Source organism: Streptomyces sp. LMG1-1-1.1, from assembly GCF_040815545.1.
GTDB lineage: Bacteria > Actinomycetota > Actinomycetes > Streptomycetales > Streptomycetaceae > Streptomyces.
On sequence record NZ_JBFPNH010000001.1, the window covers coordinates 604,301 to 620,138 of the forward strand.

Below are 15,838 nucleotides of genomic sequence, written 5' to 3' on the forward strand. Positions count from 1 at the left end.
TCTGGGGGCGGACGGGGGTCGGGAGGGGTCACGCGCCCCAGCCGGCCTGGTCGCCGCCGGTGCGTTCGGCGGCGATCCGCTCCTGCCGGCCGGAGCGGAGGTACGCGGCGACCGGGTCGGGGTCCAGGCCCCGCTCCTCGCGCAACGCGCGCAGCAGGGGCCGTACGTCGGTGTCGTACGCGTCCATCAGGACGGCGTTGGCGGCCAGGACGTCGCCGTCCCGTTGGGCGGCGGCGAGGGCGTCGCGGTCGACGAGGAGCGCTTTGGCGGTGGCCTCCTGGACGTTGCCCACGGAGCGGATCACGGCCGGGACCTTCGCCTCGATGTTGTGGCACTGGTCGAGCATGAAGGCGATGCCCGCCGCGGGGTCCAGGCCGCCGTTCCCGACCACCTCGTGCATGATCCGGAAGAGCTGGAAGGGGTCGGCGGCGCCGGCCATCAGGTCGTCGTCGGCGTAGAAGCGCGAGTTGAAGTCGAAGCCGCCGAGCCTGCCCTCGCGGAGCAGCAGGGCGACGATGAACTCGATGTTGGTGCCCGGCGCGTGGTGGCCGGTGTCCACGACCACCCGCGCCTTCGGCCCGAGCTTGAGGCAGTGGGCGTACGCCGTGCCCCAGTCGGGGACGTCGGTGGCGTAGAAGGCCGGCTCGAAGAGCTTGTACTCCAGGAGCATCCGCTGGTCGTCGCCGAGTCGCGCGTACACCTCGGCGAGGCACTCGGCCAGCCGCTCCTGCCGGGCCGTGACGTCGTCCTGGCCGGGGTAGTTGGTGCCGTCGGCGAACCAGAGCTTCAGATCGGTCGAGCCGGTCGCGTCCATGATGTCGACGCAGTCGAGCAGGTGGCGCACGGCCCTGCGGCGGACGGCGGGGTCGGGGTGGCAGACGCTGCCCAGCCGGTAGGCGTCGTCCTGGAAGGTGTTGGAGTTGATCGCGCCGAGTCCGACGCCGCGCTCCTTCGCGTACGCGGCCAGGGCGGCGTAGTCGTCGACCCGGTCCCAGGGGATGTGCAGCGACACGGTGGGGGCGACGCCGGTGTACGCGTGGACCTGCGCCGCGTCGTCGAGCTTCTCGTACGGGTCGCGGGGCACGCCCCGCTGGGCGAACACCTTGAAGCGGGTCCCGGAGTTGCCGTAGCCCCAGGAGGGCGTCTCGATCCGCTGGGCGGCGAGTGCGGCCTTCACGGCAGCGATGTCGGGCATGTCCACCTCGGAGCCTTGAAATGAATCGATTCAGTACGTGGGGGAAGCTAGCCATCACGCGTGGTGCCGTCAAGACTCTTGACCATGCGAGCGATCACGCCCTAGCGTCCTGACCCCAAGGAAATGAAACATTTCAGTCGACGGGAACGGAGGACGAACGTGCAGCGGGTCTGCTTCCTGCTGAAAGTCAGGGCCGAGCGCGTGGACGAGTACCGCGCCCGCCACGCACACGTCTGGGCCGACATGCTCACGGCGCTTTCCGCCGCCGGCTGGCACAACTACTCGCTCTTCCTGCGCGAGGACGGACTCCTCGTCGGCTACCTGGAGACCCCGGACTTCGACCGGGCGCGCGCCGCCATGGACGCCGCCTACGTCAACACCCGGTGGCAGGCCGAGATGGCGGACTTCTTCGAGGAACTCGACGGACGGGCGCCCGACGCCGCCATGCGCCCGCTGACCGAGGTCTTCCACCTCGCGTGAGGGGGCGGACCGGTGGGGCCGCATAGGATGAAAGACGGGGCCGGGCCCCGTATCGACGACGGCGCGGCAGGGGCAGGACGGACCAGGTGGGACGGATGACGGACACCGCGCGGACGACCGGGAACGGCGGGAGCGCCGGACACGGCGGCGCCGCCGGGAACGTCGGCATCAAGGACGTGGCGCGCGAGGCCGGCGTCTCCGTCGGCACCGTGTCCAACGTGATCAACCAGCCGGACCGGGTCTCGCCCGCGACGCTCCGGCACGTCCGCGGCGTCATCGCGCGCCTCGGCTACGTGCGCAGCGAGTCCGCCCGCCAGCTGCGCGCCGGCCGCAGCCGGATCATGGCGCTGCTCGTCCTCGACATGGGCAACCCCTTCTTCGTCGACATCGCCCGCGGCGCCGAACGCACCGCGCGCGCCGCCGGGCTCGGCGTCATGGTCTGCAACAGCGACCAGAACGCCGGCGACGAGGCCGACTACCTCTCCCTCTTCGCCGAGCAGCGCGTCCGGGGCGTCCTCATCACCCCCGCCGACCCCAGCGGGGGCACCCTGCGCGACTTCCGGCGCCACGGCATCCCGTCCGTGCTCGTCGACCGCGTGGCGGGCGACGGCGCCGGCTGCTCGGTCTCCGTCGACGACGTCGTCGGCGGCTCCCTCGCGATCCGCCACCTGACCGCGACCGGCCACCGCTCCTTCGCCTACGTCAGCGGACCCGCCCACCTCCAGCAGGTCCGCGACCGGCGCGAGGGCGCCCTGCTCGCGCTCGCCGAGGCCGGACTGCCCGCGGCGGCGCTCCAGGAACTCCCCGCCGAACGCCTCGACGTGGCCTCCGGGCGCGACGCGGGCTCCCGCCTGCTCGGCCTCCCCACCCGCCCCACCGCCGTCTTCTGCGCCAACGACCTGCTCGCCCTCGGCGTGCTCCAGGCGCTGTACGCGGCGGGCGTCCGCGTCCCGGAGGACATGGCGATCGTCGGCTACGACGACATCGAGTTCGCCGCCGCCGCGACCGTGCCCCTCACCTCCGTACGGCAGCCGGCCCTCACGCTCGGGGCCAAGGCCGCCGAACTGCTCCTGGAGGAGACCGGCGACCAGGCGGCCGACCACCGGCACGAGCACGTGGTGCTCCAGCCGGAACTGGTCGTCCGCCGCTCGACGCTCGCCGGCCGCTGACCCCCGGCGCGAGCCGGGTCAGCGCACCCCGAGCAGGTGCTCGAGGGCCAGCTGGTCGAGGCGCTCGAAGGCCATCGAGCGGGCCGCGGCCGCGTCCGGGTCGAACGCCTCGTACGCGGTCGGGTCCGCCAGCAGCCCCGCGAGACCGTCGGCCGCCGTGGGGACGGCGAGCTCGGGCAGCCGGGAGGCGGCGAGCGCCGCCACGACGTCGGGGTCGGCGCGGAAGGCCGCCGCCCGCTCCTTGAGGATCAGGTAGTTGCGCATGCAGTTCTTCGCGGACTCCCACACCCCGTCGAAGCCGTCCGTGCGCACCGGCTTGAAGTCGAAGTGGCGCGGGCCCTCGTACCCGGCGGTCTCCAGCAGGTCGACGAGCCAGAACGCCTGGCGCAGATCGCCCGCGCCGAAGCGGAAGTCCTGGTCGTACTTGATGCCCGACTGGCCGTTGAGGTCGATGTGGAAGAGCTTGCCCGCCCACAGCGCCTGCGCGATGCCGTGGGGGAAGTTGAGGCCGGCCATCTGCTCGTGGCCGGTCTCCGGGTTCACGCCGACCAGGTCCGGGCGGTCGAGCCGCTCGATGAAGGCGAGCGCGTGCCCGATGGTGGGCAGCAGGATGTCACCGCGCGGCTCGTTCGGCTTCGGCTCGATCGCGAAGCGCAGGTCGTAGCCCTGCTCGGTGACGTACTGGCCCAGCAGGTCGAAGGCCTCCTTCATCCGGTCGAGCGCGACCCGCACGTCCTTCGCCGCGCCGGACTCGGCGCCCTCGCGGCCGCCCCAGGCGACGTAGGTGGTGGCGCCGAGCTCGACGGCCAGGTCGATGTTCCGCAGCGTCTTGCGCAGCGCGAAGCGCCGCACGTCCCGGTCGTTGGCCGTGAAGGCGCCGTCCTTGAAGACGGGGTGGGTGAACAGGTTCGTGGTCGCCATCGGCACCGCGAGCCCGGTGCGGTCCAGGGCGGCCCGGAAGCGCTTGACGGCCGTGTCGCGCTCGGTCTCCGTGGCGCCGAAGGGAATCAGGTCGTCGTCGTGGAAGGTGATGCCGTACGCGCCCAGGCCGGCCAGCCGCTCGACCGCCTCCACCGGGTCGAGGGCGGGGCGGGTGGCCTCGCCGAACGGGTCGCGTCCCTGCCAGCCGACGGTCCACAGACCGAAGGTGAACCGGTCCTCGGGGGTGGGGGAGAAGGGCTCCGTCATGGTCTCTCCTTGCGTCTTGCTCTGGCCGTGGGATTTGTTTTCTGAGATAACTAATACGGGACGGGGCCGCTCGGCGCCAGCCCCGACGAGCTGAGAGATGAGGTGAGGGCGTGCCCGCGAGCCGCTCCGTCGTGATCGGCGTGGACAGCTCCACGCAGTCCACCAAGGCCGCCGCGGTCGACGCGGAGACCGGCGAACTCCTCGCCGTGGGCCGTGCCCCGCACACCGTCACCGGCACCGGTGGCGCGCGCGAGAGCGACCCCGACGAGTGGTGGACCGCCCTCGTCACGGCCGTCCGAGAGGCCGTACGGCAAGCCGGCGTCCCCGCCGCCTCCGTCACCGGCATCGCCGTCGCCGGCCAGCAGCACGGCCTCGTCACCCTCGGCCGCGACGGCCGCCCCCTGCGCCCCGCCCTCCTCTGGAACGACACGCGCTCCGCCCCCCAGGCCGCCGCCCTCGCCGCCCGCCTCGGCGGCCCCGCCTCCTGGCCCGCACGCACCGGCTCCGTCCCGGTCGCCTCCATGACCGCCGCCAAATGGCAGTGGCTCCGCGAACACGAACCCGCCCACGCCGCCGCCACCACCGCCGTCCGCCTCCCCCACGACCACCTCACCGAACGCCTCACCGGCCTCGCCGTGACCGACCCGGGCGACGCCTCGGGCACCTGCTGGTACGGGACCGCACCCACGCCCGAGCCCGCGCCCGAGCCCGCGCCCGAGCCCGCGCCCGAGCCCGCGCCTGAGCCCGCACCCACGCCCACGCCCGCACCCACGACTGGGCCTACGTCCACGCCCGAGCCCACGCCTGAGCCCGCACCCACGCCCGCACCCACGCCCACCCCCGTCGCCCCGCCCGGTGCCTACGACCCCGAGATCCTCGACCTCCTCGGCCTCGACCCCGCCATGCTGCCCACCGTGGCCCCCTCCGGTGCCACCCGCGTGGGCACGCTCACCCCGTCCGCGGCCGAGGCCCTCGGCCTGCCGCGCAGCGTGGTCGTGGCCGCCGGGACCGGTGACAACATGGCGGCCGCCGTCGGCCTCGGGCTCGGTGGGGCGGGCCTGCTCGACCACCCGGTCGTCAGCCTCGGCACGTCCGGCACGGTCTTCGCCGCGACCCGGGCACGCCCGGTGGACCCCGGGCTCGCCGGGTTCTCGGCCACCGACGGCACGTACCTGCCGCTCGGGTGCACGCTCAACTGCACCCTCGCCGTCGACCGGTTCGCCACCCTGCTGGGCCTGGACAGGGAGGACGCGCTGCCGGGCGAGGGCGTCGTCGTCCTGCCGTACCTCGACGGCGAACGCACACCCGACCTGCCGCACGCGGCGGGGCTCGTCACCGGTCTCCGGCACGGCACGGACCCCCGCGCGATCCTCGGCGCCGCCTACGAGGGCGCGGCCTTCACCGTGCTCCGCGCCCTCGACGGACTCCTCGCGGCCTGCGGCCTCGACCCGGCCGACCCCGCCGCGCGCGCCCGCCCGCTGCGCCTCATCGGCGGCGGCGCGCGCGGCCGGGCCTGGACCGAGACCGTCCGCCGCCTCTCAGGGCGCCCCGTCGTCGTCCCCGCCGCCGACGAACTCGTCGCCCTCGGCGCCGCGGCCCTCGCCCACGGCGCCGTGACAGGCGCCGACCCCGTCGCCGTGGCCACCGCCTGGGGCACCGGCGCGGGCGAGGTCCTGCCCCCGCTCGCCCGCGACGACGCCGCCTGGCAGCGCATCGACGACGTCCTGACGGCCGCGGCCCCGACCCTGCTGCGCTGACGGGTCCGGCCGCCCCCGCATCGGTATCCGGCCAGAACCCCGGCCTCCTCCGTCGGCCGGGAGTCATTGCTCTAGGGTCGACTGACCAGCCGACTGACCAGCTGATGGACCGGTCGACTGATCAGTCATCAGGAAACAGCAGAGCAGGGGGAGTTCTGTGCGAGGGGGGAGTCCCATGTCCAAGTCCGCGAGGCCGGGCGCGGTCGTCGCCGTCGTCCTGGCCGCGCTGAGCGTGTCCTGCGGCACGGCCGACAGGAACGACGCGAGCGGGCCGACGGCGAGCTCCCCGGCGAACGCGACCGCCATGACCGGCCCGGCAGCCACGCCGGCCACGCCGACCGGTCCGGCAGTCACGCCCGCCACGCCGGCCCCGGCGTCGCCGACCGTCCAGGAGACCGACGGACCGGCCGCGGAAGCGGGCGCGACGGGCGACTCGCCGGACTCGGCCTCGGGCTCAGAGTCGGGACCGCCCGAGCTGGTCCGCGACGCCTTCGCCGGGCTCCAGGCGACCCAGTTCGAATCGTGCGACGCTACCGCGGACTGCTCGCACGTCCTCGCGCGGGTCTACGACGAGCTCACGTCCCTCGACCGGGCCATGAAGGCCGACCCGCAGGGCCCCGGCCACTTCGCCGAGCCGATCGGCCGGATCCAGCAGCTCGACGGCGAGCTCGAAGGCGACCGTTCCCTGGGGAACCTCAAGAAGCACCAGAGCCTGCTGATCGGCACCCGCGACCGGATCAACGCGTGGATGCAGGGGCATCCCGAGGACTACCGCTGACGCGCGGGGAGTCCGTTCCCCGATTCCCCGCGCGGCGGCGGGCGGCCCGGGCTACCGTGGCCGCGGTATCGACGGGGGAGGCACAGTGGTCGCTCTACTGATCGCGTTCGGGGTACTCGGTGGCATCGGCGTCCTGCTGACGGTCGTGCTGCTGCGCCGTGGCACCGGCCGCACGGAGACGGCCGAAGGCCTGCTCCTCGAACAGCAGGCCCTGCGCCAGGCCCGCCACGACCGCGTCTCCTTCGGCACCACCGCCGTCCACAACTCCACCCCCACGGCCGGCGACTCGTACGTCCGCCGCGGCGGACGCCCGTAACCCGGGGCCGGGCCAGCGGGCTCCCGTACCGCCGAACGCCGCTTCGGCCTGCCCCCACACGGGCGGGACCGACGCCCCGTACGGAGTGTTCGGACGGAAAGGCGCCCGCCCTCCGGACATAGTGCGGCCATGACACGCACCTCCTTCCGCACGCGGCCACGCACCCGCACGGGCACCCGCAGGGCGCTCCTCTGGGCCGCGCTGCTCGCCGTCACGCTTCAGACCACCGCCGCCGCACCCGCGTTCGCCGAAGGGCCGGGCGGGCACGGCCGACGCGACTGCGTGCGGACCGAGCGCCCGCTCGACGCGCAGGGGCGCCGGGTTCTGGAGATCACCCGCAAGGCGAAGAAGGACCTGCGGCTGAAGGCCGTGGAGCTGCGGGTGACGGTCGACGGCCGCGAGGTCGTCACCGACGCGCTCGGCGAGTCCATGACCGGCGTCCCGGCCGAGCCGGACATGCACTTCCGGGCGGGCTCGGTGGCCTTCGCCCACATCGGTACGGCCCTGCTCCAGCTGGTCCAGGAACGGAAGGTCGACCTCGACGACACCGTCGAGCGCTGGCTGCCCGACCTGCCCAAGGCGGACCGGATCACGCTGCGCATGCTGGCGACCAACACCAGCGGACTCCACGACTACGTCACCGACCCGGCGTTCGACGCCGAGCTGACGGCGCACCCCTTCCGCGCGTGGACGCCGAACCAGCTCCTCGCGTACCCGCTCCGGCACTCGTTCTGGTACGAGCCGGGCACCAGCTGGAGCTACTCGCACGCGAACTACGTGCTCCTGGTCAAGGCCCTGGAGAAGATCACCGGCGTTCCGATCGACCGGTTCGTCAGGGAGCGCGTCACGGGTCCGCTCGGAATGCGCGACACCCGCAGCAACCGCAGCCCCGACATCCCGCGCCCGGTCCTGCACGCCTTCCTCTCCGACCGCGGCCTCTACGAGGAGTCGACCTTCTGGAACCCGTCGTGGACCACCGCGCCGGGCGCCGTCATCACCACCCACATCTGTGACCTGGCCCGTTCCGCCGAAGCCATCGGGAGCGGCGAACTCCTCTCGCCCCGCGCCTACCGCACCTTCCTGAACCCCGGCACGGTCGGCCTCGGCGGCGGCACCCGCACGTGCCCCGCCTCGATCTGCCTGAAGCAGACCCCGGCCAAGCACTTCGGCCTCGGCGTCCTCGTCCTCAACGGCTGGGTGGTCCAGAACCCGTCGTTCTCCGGCTACGCGGCGATCCAGGCCTACCTGCCCTCGAAGCGCCTCGCCCTCGCGGTCTCGACCACGCAGACGGCGACGACTCCCGACGGGAACACGGCGCAGATCATCGCCGATCGCATCGCGGCCGAACTCGCCCCGGAAACGCCGCTGTCCGACCTCTGACGGGGGAGGGGCGTGGGCGTGGGCAGGGGCGCGGGCATGGGCGACGACGACGGCGACGAAGGCGACGGTCTGCGCCCGCCTGTGCCCCGCTCACACCCGGCCTGGGTCTGCGCCAGGCGCAGACTGTGCCAGGCCCGGCAGGCGCCCGGCCCGGCCGACGCCCAGGCGCCGGGACCCGATCGAGGGCCCCGGCGCAGGACTCACGCCCCCGCCGTCACCCGCCGCTGGTGGACCCGCAGGTGCAGCGTGGCCAGGTCGAGGAGGGGTGTCGCCACGCCGAGGGCGCGCGCCCGGGACGTGAGGTCGCCGAAGAGGTGCTCGACCTCGGTGGGGCGGCCGGCGACGAGGTCGCGGTAGAGCGACGGGACCATCGGCGAGCCGGGGACGGAGACGACGGCGAGGGTGGCCGCGCGTTCGGCCTCCGGCACGGGGTGGCCGGCCGCGGCGGCGACCGCGGAGGCCTCGTCGAGGACCGCGGGGCCGAGGGCGGGGCCGCCCGGGACGTCGTACACGTCGCCGACGGAGCCGCGCATCAGGCTGGTGACGGCGCCGAAGGTCGTGATGAACACCCACTTGTGCCACATCGCCGTGATGACCCGCTCCGGTACCGGCGCGTCGATCCCGGCCCCGTCGAGGACGGCCCGGATCTTCTCCACGCGCGGGGAGACCGTGCCGTCCTGCTCGCCGAACGCCAGGTGGGCGAGCGGGGCGAGCCGCCGGATGTCGCCGTCGTCGTCGAGGGTGGTGACGACCTTGGCGACGCCGCCGAGGACGGCCGACCCGCCGAAGCGGGCGTTGAGGGCGTCGATGTGGGCGAGGCCGTTGAGGAGGGGCACGACGGCCGTGTCCGGTCCGACGGCGGGGGCGATGTCCTCGATCGCGCGGTCGAGCCCGGTGGACTTCACCGAGAGCAGGACGAGGTCGTACGGGCCGTCCAGCTCGTCGGCCGTGACCAGGCGGGGCGTCAGCACCCACTCCTCGTCGCGGCCCACCACCCGCAGCCCGCGCGCGCGGAGCGCGGCCGCGCGGCCCGGCCGCACCAGGAAGGTGACGTCCTCTCCGGCGCGGGCGAGGAAGGCGCCGAAGTAGCCTCCGGTGGCGCCGGCGCCGACGACCAGGATCTTCATGACTGTGGACCTCTCGTGGGGCGCCCCGCGGGCGCGGTGGTGGTGATCAGGGGGTGGAGCAGCCGGTGCGGGCGGGCGAGTGCCGCCGTGACGGGGTCGGCGTCCGGGCCCGGCGGGGCGAGCCCGGGGCCGGGGGTGACCAGGACGTCCGTGACCGGGACGGCGCGGTCGCAGCCGGTGCAGCGGCCTTCGGGGGTGAGCGGGGCCTCGTCGGCGGCGTGCCGGAAGACGCGGCGCGGACCGCCGTCCGCCGCGTAGAACTCCTCGCCCCAGGCGGTGAGCGCGCGGACGGCGGGCCAGAGGGCGACGCCCTTGGGCGTGAGCGCGTACACCTCGCGGCGGCCGGTGCCCGGTTCGGGGCGGCGCTCCATGACGCCCGCCTCGGTGAGGGTGGTGAGCCGGTCGGTCAGGACGGCCCTGGGCACGGTCAGGTGCGCGGCGAACTCCCCGAACCGGCGCACCCCGTAGAAGGCGTCGCGCAGGATCAGCAGGGTCCAGCGCTCGCCGACGATCTCCATCGAGCGGGCGAGGGCGCAGGTCTGGCCGCGGTAGTCGCGCGGAAGCGTCATGGCCGGAGCCTAGCCCACAAGAGTTCGGTGACCGAACTGTTTTCACGAGAGCGAAACGGACGACTAGGCTCTCGCTCACCATGAACCAGCCCACGGAACCCAAGGCCGACAAGTCGGGAGTGCGCCGGCACAACCTGAGCCTCGTCCTGCGGACCGTCCACGAGGCCGGCGAGACGACCCGCGCGGCCGTCGCGGCCCGCGTCGGGCTCACCCGGCCCGCCGTCTCGTCCCTCGTCGAGCAGCTCCTCGACCTGGGCTTCCTCGTCGAGTCGGGGAAGACGTTCAGTGGGCAGGCGGGCCGGCCCGGCACCGTACTGAAGCCGGCCGACACGGGCTGCGCCGGACTCGGCGTCGAGATCAACGTCGACTACGTCACCGTCTGCGTCGTCGACCTCACCGGCGCCGACCGCGTCCGCCGCACCGAACGCCTCGACAACCGCGCCGCCGCCGCCGACGTCCTCTCCCGCGCCGCCCGGATCGCCGCGGAGGTCCTCGACACGGCCGCGGGACTGCGGCTCGCCCCGGCGGGAGCCGGACTCGCGCTGCCGGGCCTCGTGTCCGGCGGCACCGTCCGGCAGGCCCCCAACCTCGGCTGGAACGAGGTCGCCGCCGAACGCCTCTTCGGCGACGCCCTCACCGCGCTCCGCCCCGCCACGAAGGGCCTCGCCCTCACCTCCGACAACGAGGCCAACATGGCGGCCCTCGCCGAGCTGCGGTTCGGCACGCACGGCGACCTCCGGACCTTCCTGCACCTGACGGGCGAGATCGGCGTCGGCGGCGCGATCGTCGTCCACGGCGAACTCCTGCGCGGCGCGCACGGGTTCGCCGGCGAGATCGGCCACCTGGTCGTCGACGCCGAAGGCCCCCGCTGCCGCTGCGGCTCCCGCGGCTGCCTGGAGCAGTACGCGGGCCAGGCCGCCCTCGTCGGTGCGGCCGGGGCGACCGGCGTCCCGGACCTCGTACGGCGCGCCGAGGCGGCGGACCCGCGCGCCCTCGCGGCCCTCGGCGCCGCGGGCCGCATGCTCGGGCGCGCCCTCTCCGGCGCCGTGAACCTCCTCGACCCCGAGGCCGTCGTCCTGGGCGGCATCTACCCGCAGTTGATGCCGTGGCTCGCGCCCGCCCTCGCGGACGAACTCTCCGCCCGCGTCGTCTCCGGCCTCTGGAACCCCGACGCCGGCCGTCTGCGCCCCGCCTCACCCGCCACCGACGCGTCGCGCGGCGCCGCCTCCCTCGTCCTCCACGACGTCCTCGCCGATCCCCTCGCCTACGCCCCGACGGCCGGCGACTGACCGCGCGGCGCGCCGACCGTACGGCCCCTCGCCGCACGACCGCGCCCTACGGGAGCCCCCGCCGACGGAGCCGACGACGACCCCGCCGGACGGGAGGCCCGCCGACCGAGGCGATGACGACTCTGCCGTACGGGAGCGCCGCCGACGGGGCCGACGACGGCACCGCCGTACGGAGAGCCCAGCGGGCCGAGCCCACGACGACCCCGCCTCCCGAGCACCCGGCCGACCGACCCGACGACGGCCCCGCGATACGGGATTTCCAGGGCCGCCCCGCCGCCGCTACGGAGCCGCCGCGCCCGGCGGTTCCACGAACGGTCTCGTCAGGTGCGCGGTCGCCAGGACCGCCCCGCGGGCAGCGGCCCGCGCGAGCCACTCCTCGCGGGAGGCCCGGGCGGTCGCGGGGTCCTGTTCGTGGGCGTAGGCCACGGCGGGGTCGGCGAGCTGGACGGCGTGGACGAGGAGGTCGCCGGTGACCAACACGTCCCGGCCGTCCGGCCGTTCGACGAGCACGGACTGATGGCCGGGGGTGTGCCCGGGCGTGGGCAGCAGGGTGACTCCCGGGCGCAGCCGCTGCTCTCCCTCGACCTCCCACAACAGCCCGGCGCCGCGCAGGGGTTCGACCACCCACGTCCACACCGGGTCCTCCCGGTCGAGCGCCGCGGTCTCCGCGCGCTGGACGACGTACCGGGCGCGCGGGAAGAACGGGAGGCGGTCGGCGCCGGCCGCCCAGCCGGTGTGGTCCTCGTGCAGGTGCGTCAGGACGACGGTGTGCACGTCGCCCCGGTCGATCCCGGCCTCCGCGAGCAGGCCCGGCAGCCGGCCGGGCACGGGACACCAGGGCGCCCCCGGTCCTTCGGCGGGGCCCACCCCGGCGTCGATCAGCGTCCAGCCCGCACCGTCCGGGTCGGCGACGGCGAAGCACCGGAAGTCCAGCCGCCACGCCCCCTCCGGCCCGAAGGCGCCCGGGTCGAGGGCGGCGGCCCGCTCCCAGTCCGCCGCGGCGGCCCCGGGGAACGCGTCACGCGCCGACTTGAAGAACGTCCCGGAGGCGTCGACCAGCGCGGTCACGGGATCCATCCGGGCGAGAGACGTACGGTCGGTCATGCCGCCGACTCTCCCACCACCAACGGGCGGTAGGCGAGGTTCCGCTCTCATCCGGCTCTCACGCGGGCCTTATCCCGTCATCACGCGACGCCCCTACCTTCGCGCTCATGTTCTTCACCTACCTCAGGCGCGAACTGCGCCGCCGCAGAAAGGCGGCGCTCGTCGTCGCCTCCGGGCTCGCACTCGGCATCGCGCTGGTCATCGTCGTCAACTCCGTCTCCTCCGGCATGAGCCGGGCGCAGGGCAAGGTCCTCGAGTCGCTCTACGGACTCGGCACGGACCTGACGGTGACCAAGGCCCAGGAGCGGCCGGAGAGCGGCGGGCAGGCCCAGCGCCCCCGGTTCGAGTTCCAGGGCAAGGAGGACGGGGCGGAGCAGAGCAGTGACCGGCTGATGGTCCAGGGCTTCCAGACCCTCGCGGACTCCACCGTCGCCACGGTGGCGAAGCAGCCGGGCGTCGAGCAGGCGGTGGGCGGCCTGAGCCTCGTCAACCTGAAGATCAACGGCGAGTTCAAGCGCGGTCAGGTACAGCGCGGCGAAGCACAGCGGGCCCAGCCCGGCGGCCCGGGCGGCGGGACCGGCGGATCGGGTCCCGGCGACACGGTCACCGGTGGCGGCGCGGCCTTCGACGTCGACTCCTTCACCCTCTACGGCACCGACGTCACCGCCCCCGGCCTCGGCCCCCTCACCACCTCCACGATCTCCCAGGGCCGCACCTTCAAGACCACCGAGACCGACGCGAAGGCCGTCGTCCTCGACAGTGCCTACGCCCAGCAGCAGGGGTTGGCCGTCGGCGGCCAACTCATTGTCAAAGGCGTGAAGTTCGCCATCATCGGCATCGCCACCGCCGACAGCGGCCAGTCCGCCGCCCAGGTCTACCTGCCCCTGAAGCAGGCGCAGACGCTCTCCGCCTCCGCCGCCAAGATCACCACGATCTACGTGAAGACGACCGACTCCACCCGGATCGACGCGGTCAAGACCGCCATCCAGAGGAACGTCTCCGGCACCACCGTCACCACCTCCGCCGACCTCGCCCAGACGGTCTCCGGCTCCCTCGACACCGCCGCCGACCTCGCGTCGAACGTCGGCAAGTGGCTGTCGTACGCGGTCCTGCTCGCCGCGGTCCTGGTCGCCGGGCTGCTCACCTCCGCCGCCGTCGGCCGCCGCGTCCGCGAGTTCGGCACGCTCAAGGCGCTCGGCTGGAAGAGCGGCCGGGTCACCCGCCAGGTCGTCGGCGAAGCCCTTGTGAACGGCATCATCGGCGGCACCCTCGGCATCGCGATCGGCCTGGCCGGCGCGTACGCCGTGACCGCCGCCGGCCCGACCCTCACCGCCGAACTCGGCACCGGCGCGGGCGGGTTCGGCGGCCGGGGCGGCGGCATGGCCTTCGGCGGTCCGGCCGGCGGAGCCCGCACGGCCGTCGGCAAGACCGTCGACATCGCGCTCACCGCCCCGGTGAGCGTCACCACCGTGGGCCTCGCCGTCCTCCTCGCCCTCGGTGGCGGCCTCGTCGCGGGAGCCTTCGGCGCCTGGCGCGCCTCGCGGCTGCGCCCCGCGGACGCCTTGCGCCGCGTCGAGTAGCAGAGCGCCCCGGGGCGCGTCCGGCCCCGAGCCGCCGGACGCGCCCGAACCCCCCTCACGCACCACAGGAGTCGCAGCATGTACGAACTCATCGGCGTCACCAAGCAGTACCGGCGGGGACAGACGAGAGTCGACGCCCTCGCCGGGATCGACCTCACCCTGGAGCAGGGGGACCGCCTGGTCATCCAGGGCCCCACCGGCGGCGGCAAGTCGACGCTCCTGCAGATGCTCGGCGGCCTCGACCGCCCCACCTCCGGCCGGGTGCTGCTCGACGGCACCGACCTGGCCGGGCTCTCCGAGCGCCGGCTGACCGCCGTGCGCGGCGAGAACATCGGCTTCGTCTTCCAGAGCTTCAACCTCATCCCCACCCTCACCGCCCAGGAGAACGTGGAGACCGCGCTCGTCCCGCTGGGCGTCAGGACCGCCGAGCGGCGGAGCCGGGCCGCCGAGGCGCTGGAGTCGGTGGGCCTCGGCGAATGCCTCGGACACCTGCCCTCCGAGCTCTCCGGCGGTCAGCAGCAGCGCGTGGCCATCGCCCGCGCGCTCGTGAAGCGCCCCAAGGTGCTGCTCGCCGACGAGCCCACCGGCAACCTCGACGAGTCGATGCGCGACGAGATCGTCGACCTGCTCGAAGGGCTGTGGAGGGAGCACGGCCTGACCTTCGTCATGGTCACCCACGACAGCGCCGTCGCCCGCCGGGCGCCCCGCCTGGCCACCCTGCGCAAGGGCCGGATCACCCTCAAGGAGAACCGCCCCTCGACCGTGCCAGGCTCCCCCGTGGGGTGAGACGGGGATCACTCCGCTCCCACCATGTTCGGCAATGCCGAACGTCGTTACGGTGGCGGCGACGCCACCGGGCCGGCACCGCGGGCCCGGTGGCACGAGCCGGCCATCACGAGTCAGGAGCCGCCATGTTCACCTTCACCTCTCAGGACGGCGTCGTCATCCACGTCCACACGTGGCTCCCCGAAGGGGAGGCGCGCGGCGTCGTCCAGATCGCGCACGGCATGGGCGAGCACGCCGCCCGCTACGCCCCGCTCGCCGGGCACCTCGCCGGGCTCGGCTTCGCCGTCTACGCCGCCGACCACCGCGGCCACGGCCTCTCCATGCACGCGGGCCCCGGCCACTTCGGCGAGAACGGCTGGAACCTCCTCGTCGAGGACATCGCCGCGCTCACCGGGATCGCCCGCGAGCGCCACCCCGGCGTCCCCGTCGTCCTCGTGGGTCACAGCATGGGCTCCTTCGCCGCCCAGCAGTACCTGCTGGACCACGCCTCCCTCGTCGACGGCGTCGCGCTCTCCGGCACCACGGCCCTCGACGGCCTCCTCGCCGGACTCGTGGACGCCGCCCGCCGGGCCGCGGAGGAAGGCGTCGAGGCCGGCGGAGTCTTCGACGCCTTCAACGCCGCCTTCGCGCCCCACCGCACGGAGGCGGACTGGCTCAGCCGCGACGAGCGGCAGGTCGACGCCTACCTCGCCGACCCGCTCTGCGGCTTCGGCGCCGACGACCGGGGGATGGCCGACATGGGGGCGGCGGCGGCCCGGCTCGCCGCCCCGCATGGCATCCCCGCGGACCTGCCGGTCTGCGTCCTCGTCGGCGACCACGACCCCCTCAACGCCCGCCTCACCCTCTCCGACCTGCTGGTCTCCCGGTACCGCCAGGCCGGCCTCACCGACCTGACGTACCGCGGCTACGAAGGCGCCCGCCACGAGATCCTCAACGAGACCAACCGGGACGAGGTCGTCGCCGACCTCACCGCCTGGATCGAGCGCGTGACGGGCTGAGCCCCCTACGCGGGCACGCCGTGCCCGCGCAGACAGGCGAGCGGGTTCACGTCCGAGCCGAAGTCACGCGGACCACGGCGACGACCACGCAGCAGGCGAGTGCGGCCCATTCCCGGGGCGGC

Annotated in this window: 15 protein-coding genes; 10 read left to right on the forward strand and 5 right to left on the reverse strand. The window is 74.4% G+C overall.

Going from position 1 to position 15,838, the window contains the following annotated elements; genetic code table 11:
• Window positions 1–28: 28 nt before the first annotated feature.
• A complete protein-coding gene (gene rhaI / locus MRBLMG1_RS02470; RefSeq protein WP_367820180.1) occupies window positions 29–1,195 on the reverse strand; it encodes an L-rhamnose isomerase in 1,167 nt (388 codons plus the stop codon).
• 159 nt (window positions 1,196–1,354) lie between these two features.
• Between rhaI and MRBLMG1_RS02475 the strand changes: the two genes are divergently transcribed.
• Window positions 1,355–1,675: an L-rhamnose mutarotase gene (locus tag MRBLMG1_RS02475; protein ID WP_367820182.1), complete on the forward strand. Its 321-nt coding sequence runs from the start codon at window positions 1,355–1,357 to the stop codon at window positions 1,673–1,675.
• A 95-nt stretch (window positions 1,676–1,770) separates the two neighbouring features.
• The gene (locus MRBLMG1_RS02480) at window positions 1,771–2,844 is read left to right on the forward strand and encodes a LacI family DNA-binding transcriptional regulator (protein ID WP_367820183.1); all 1,074 of its coding nucleotides are present in this window, start codon (window positions 1,771–1,773) and stop codon (window positions 2,842–2,844) included.
• 18 nt (window positions 2,845–2,862) lie between these two features.
• Here the strand turns inward: MRBLMG1_RS02480 and xylA are convergent, their stop codons facing one another.
• Window positions 2,863–4,032: a xylose isomerase gene (gene xylA / locus MRBLMG1_RS02485; protein ID WP_367820185.1), complete on the reverse strand. Its 1,170-nt coding sequence runs from the start codon at window positions 4,030–4,032 to the stop codon at window positions 2,863–2,865.
• Window positions 4,033–4,142: 110 nt separating this feature from the next.
• Here xylA and MRBLMG1_RS02490 point away from each other — a divergent pair, with 110 nt between their 5' ends.
• The 4 genes from MRBLMG1_RS02490 to MRBLMG1_RS02505 all read left to right on the forward strand — a co-directional run bounded on the left by MRBLMG1_RS02490 (window position 4,143) and on the right by MRBLMG1_RS02505 (window position 8,263).
• Window positions 4,143–5,789, forward strand: coding sequence for an FGGY family carbohydrate kinase (locus tag MRBLMG1_RS02490; RefSeq protein ID WP_367820187.1), 1,647 nt, complete (start codon window positions 4,143–4,145; stop codon window positions 5,787–5,789).
• Between the two features lie 175 nt (window positions 5,790–5,964).
• On the forward strand, window positions 5,965–6,567 hold the full coding sequence (locus MRBLMG1_RS02495; protein WP_367820189.1) for a hypothetical protein: 603 nt from the start codon (window positions 5,965–5,967) through the stop codon (window positions 6,565–6,567).
• 85 nt (window positions 6,568–6,652) lie between these two features.
• Window positions 6,653–6,883 (forward strand): hypothetical protein, encoded by a 231-nt coding sequence (locus MRBLMG1_RS02500; RefSeq protein WP_367820191.1) that lies wholly within the window; start codon window positions 6,653–6,655, stop codon window positions 6,881–6,883.
• Between the two features lie 129 nt (window positions 6,884–7,012).
• Window positions 7,013–8,263 (forward strand): serine hydrolase domain-containing protein, encoded by a 1,251-nt coding sequence (locus tag MRBLMG1_RS02505; RefSeq protein WP_367820192.1) that lies wholly within the window; start codon window positions 7,013–7,015, stop codon window positions 8,261–8,263.
• 200 nt (window positions 8,264–8,463) lie between these two features.
• Here MRBLMG1_RS02505 and MRBLMG1_RS02510 read toward each other — a convergent pair whose 3' ends face one another.
• Complete coding sequence (locus MRBLMG1_RS02510; RefSeq protein WP_367820194.1) at window positions 8,464–9,390, reverse strand: ketopantoate reductase family protein; 927 nt, start codon at window positions 9,388–9,390, stop codon at window positions 8,464–8,466.
• Complete coding sequence (locus MRBLMG1_RS02515) at window positions 9,387–9,959, reverse strand: winged helix-turn-helix transcriptional regulator (protein ID WP_367820196.1); 573 nt, start codon at window positions 9,957–9,959, stop codon at window positions 9,387–9,389. The genes MRBLMG1_RS02510 and MRBLMG1_RS02515 overlap by 4 nt, the downstream gene beginning before the upstream one ends.
• Before the next feature lie 80 nt (window positions 9,960–10,039).
• Between MRBLMG1_RS02515 and MRBLMG1_RS02520 the strand changes: the two genes are divergently transcribed.
• Window positions 10,040–11,248, forward strand: coding sequence for an ROK family transcriptional regulator (locus tag MRBLMG1_RS02520; protein ID WP_367820198.1), 1,209 nt, complete (start codon window positions 10,040–10,042; stop codon window positions 11,246–11,248).
• A gap of 279 nt (window positions 11,249–11,527) precedes the next feature.
• Here MRBLMG1_RS02520 and MRBLMG1_RS02525 read toward each other — a convergent pair whose 3' ends face one another.
• Window positions 11,528–12,352 (reverse strand): MBL fold metallo-hydrolase, encoded by an 825-nt coding sequence (locus MRBLMG1_RS02525; protein ID WP_367820200.1) that lies wholly within the window; start codon window positions 12,350–12,352, stop codon window positions 11,528–11,530.
• Between the two features lie 107 nt (window positions 12,353–12,459).
• Between MRBLMG1_RS02525 and MRBLMG1_RS02530 the strand changes: the two genes are divergently transcribed.
• From MRBLMG1_RS02530 to MRBLMG1_RS02540, 3 genes are all read left to right on the forward strand, one after another.
• The gene (locus MRBLMG1_RS02530; RefSeq protein WP_367820201.1) at window positions 12,460–13,932 is read left to right on the forward strand and encodes an ABC transporter permease; all 1,473 of its coding nucleotides are present in this window, start codon (window positions 12,460–12,462) and stop codon (window positions 13,930–13,932) included.
• A 78-nt stretch (window positions 13,933–14,010) separates the two neighbouring features.
• Complete coding sequence (locus MRBLMG1_RS02535; protein WP_367820202.1) at window positions 14,011–14,718, forward strand: ABC transporter ATP-binding protein; 708 nt, start codon at window positions 14,011–14,013, stop codon at window positions 14,716–14,718.
• Between the two features lie 125 nt (window positions 14,719–14,843).
• A complete protein-coding gene (locus MRBLMG1_RS02540; protein ID WP_367820204.1) occupies window positions 14,844–15,716 on the forward strand; it encodes an alpha/beta fold hydrolase in 873 nt (290 codons plus the stop codon).
• The last annotated feature ends 122 nt before the right edge of the window (window positions 15,717–15,838 follow it).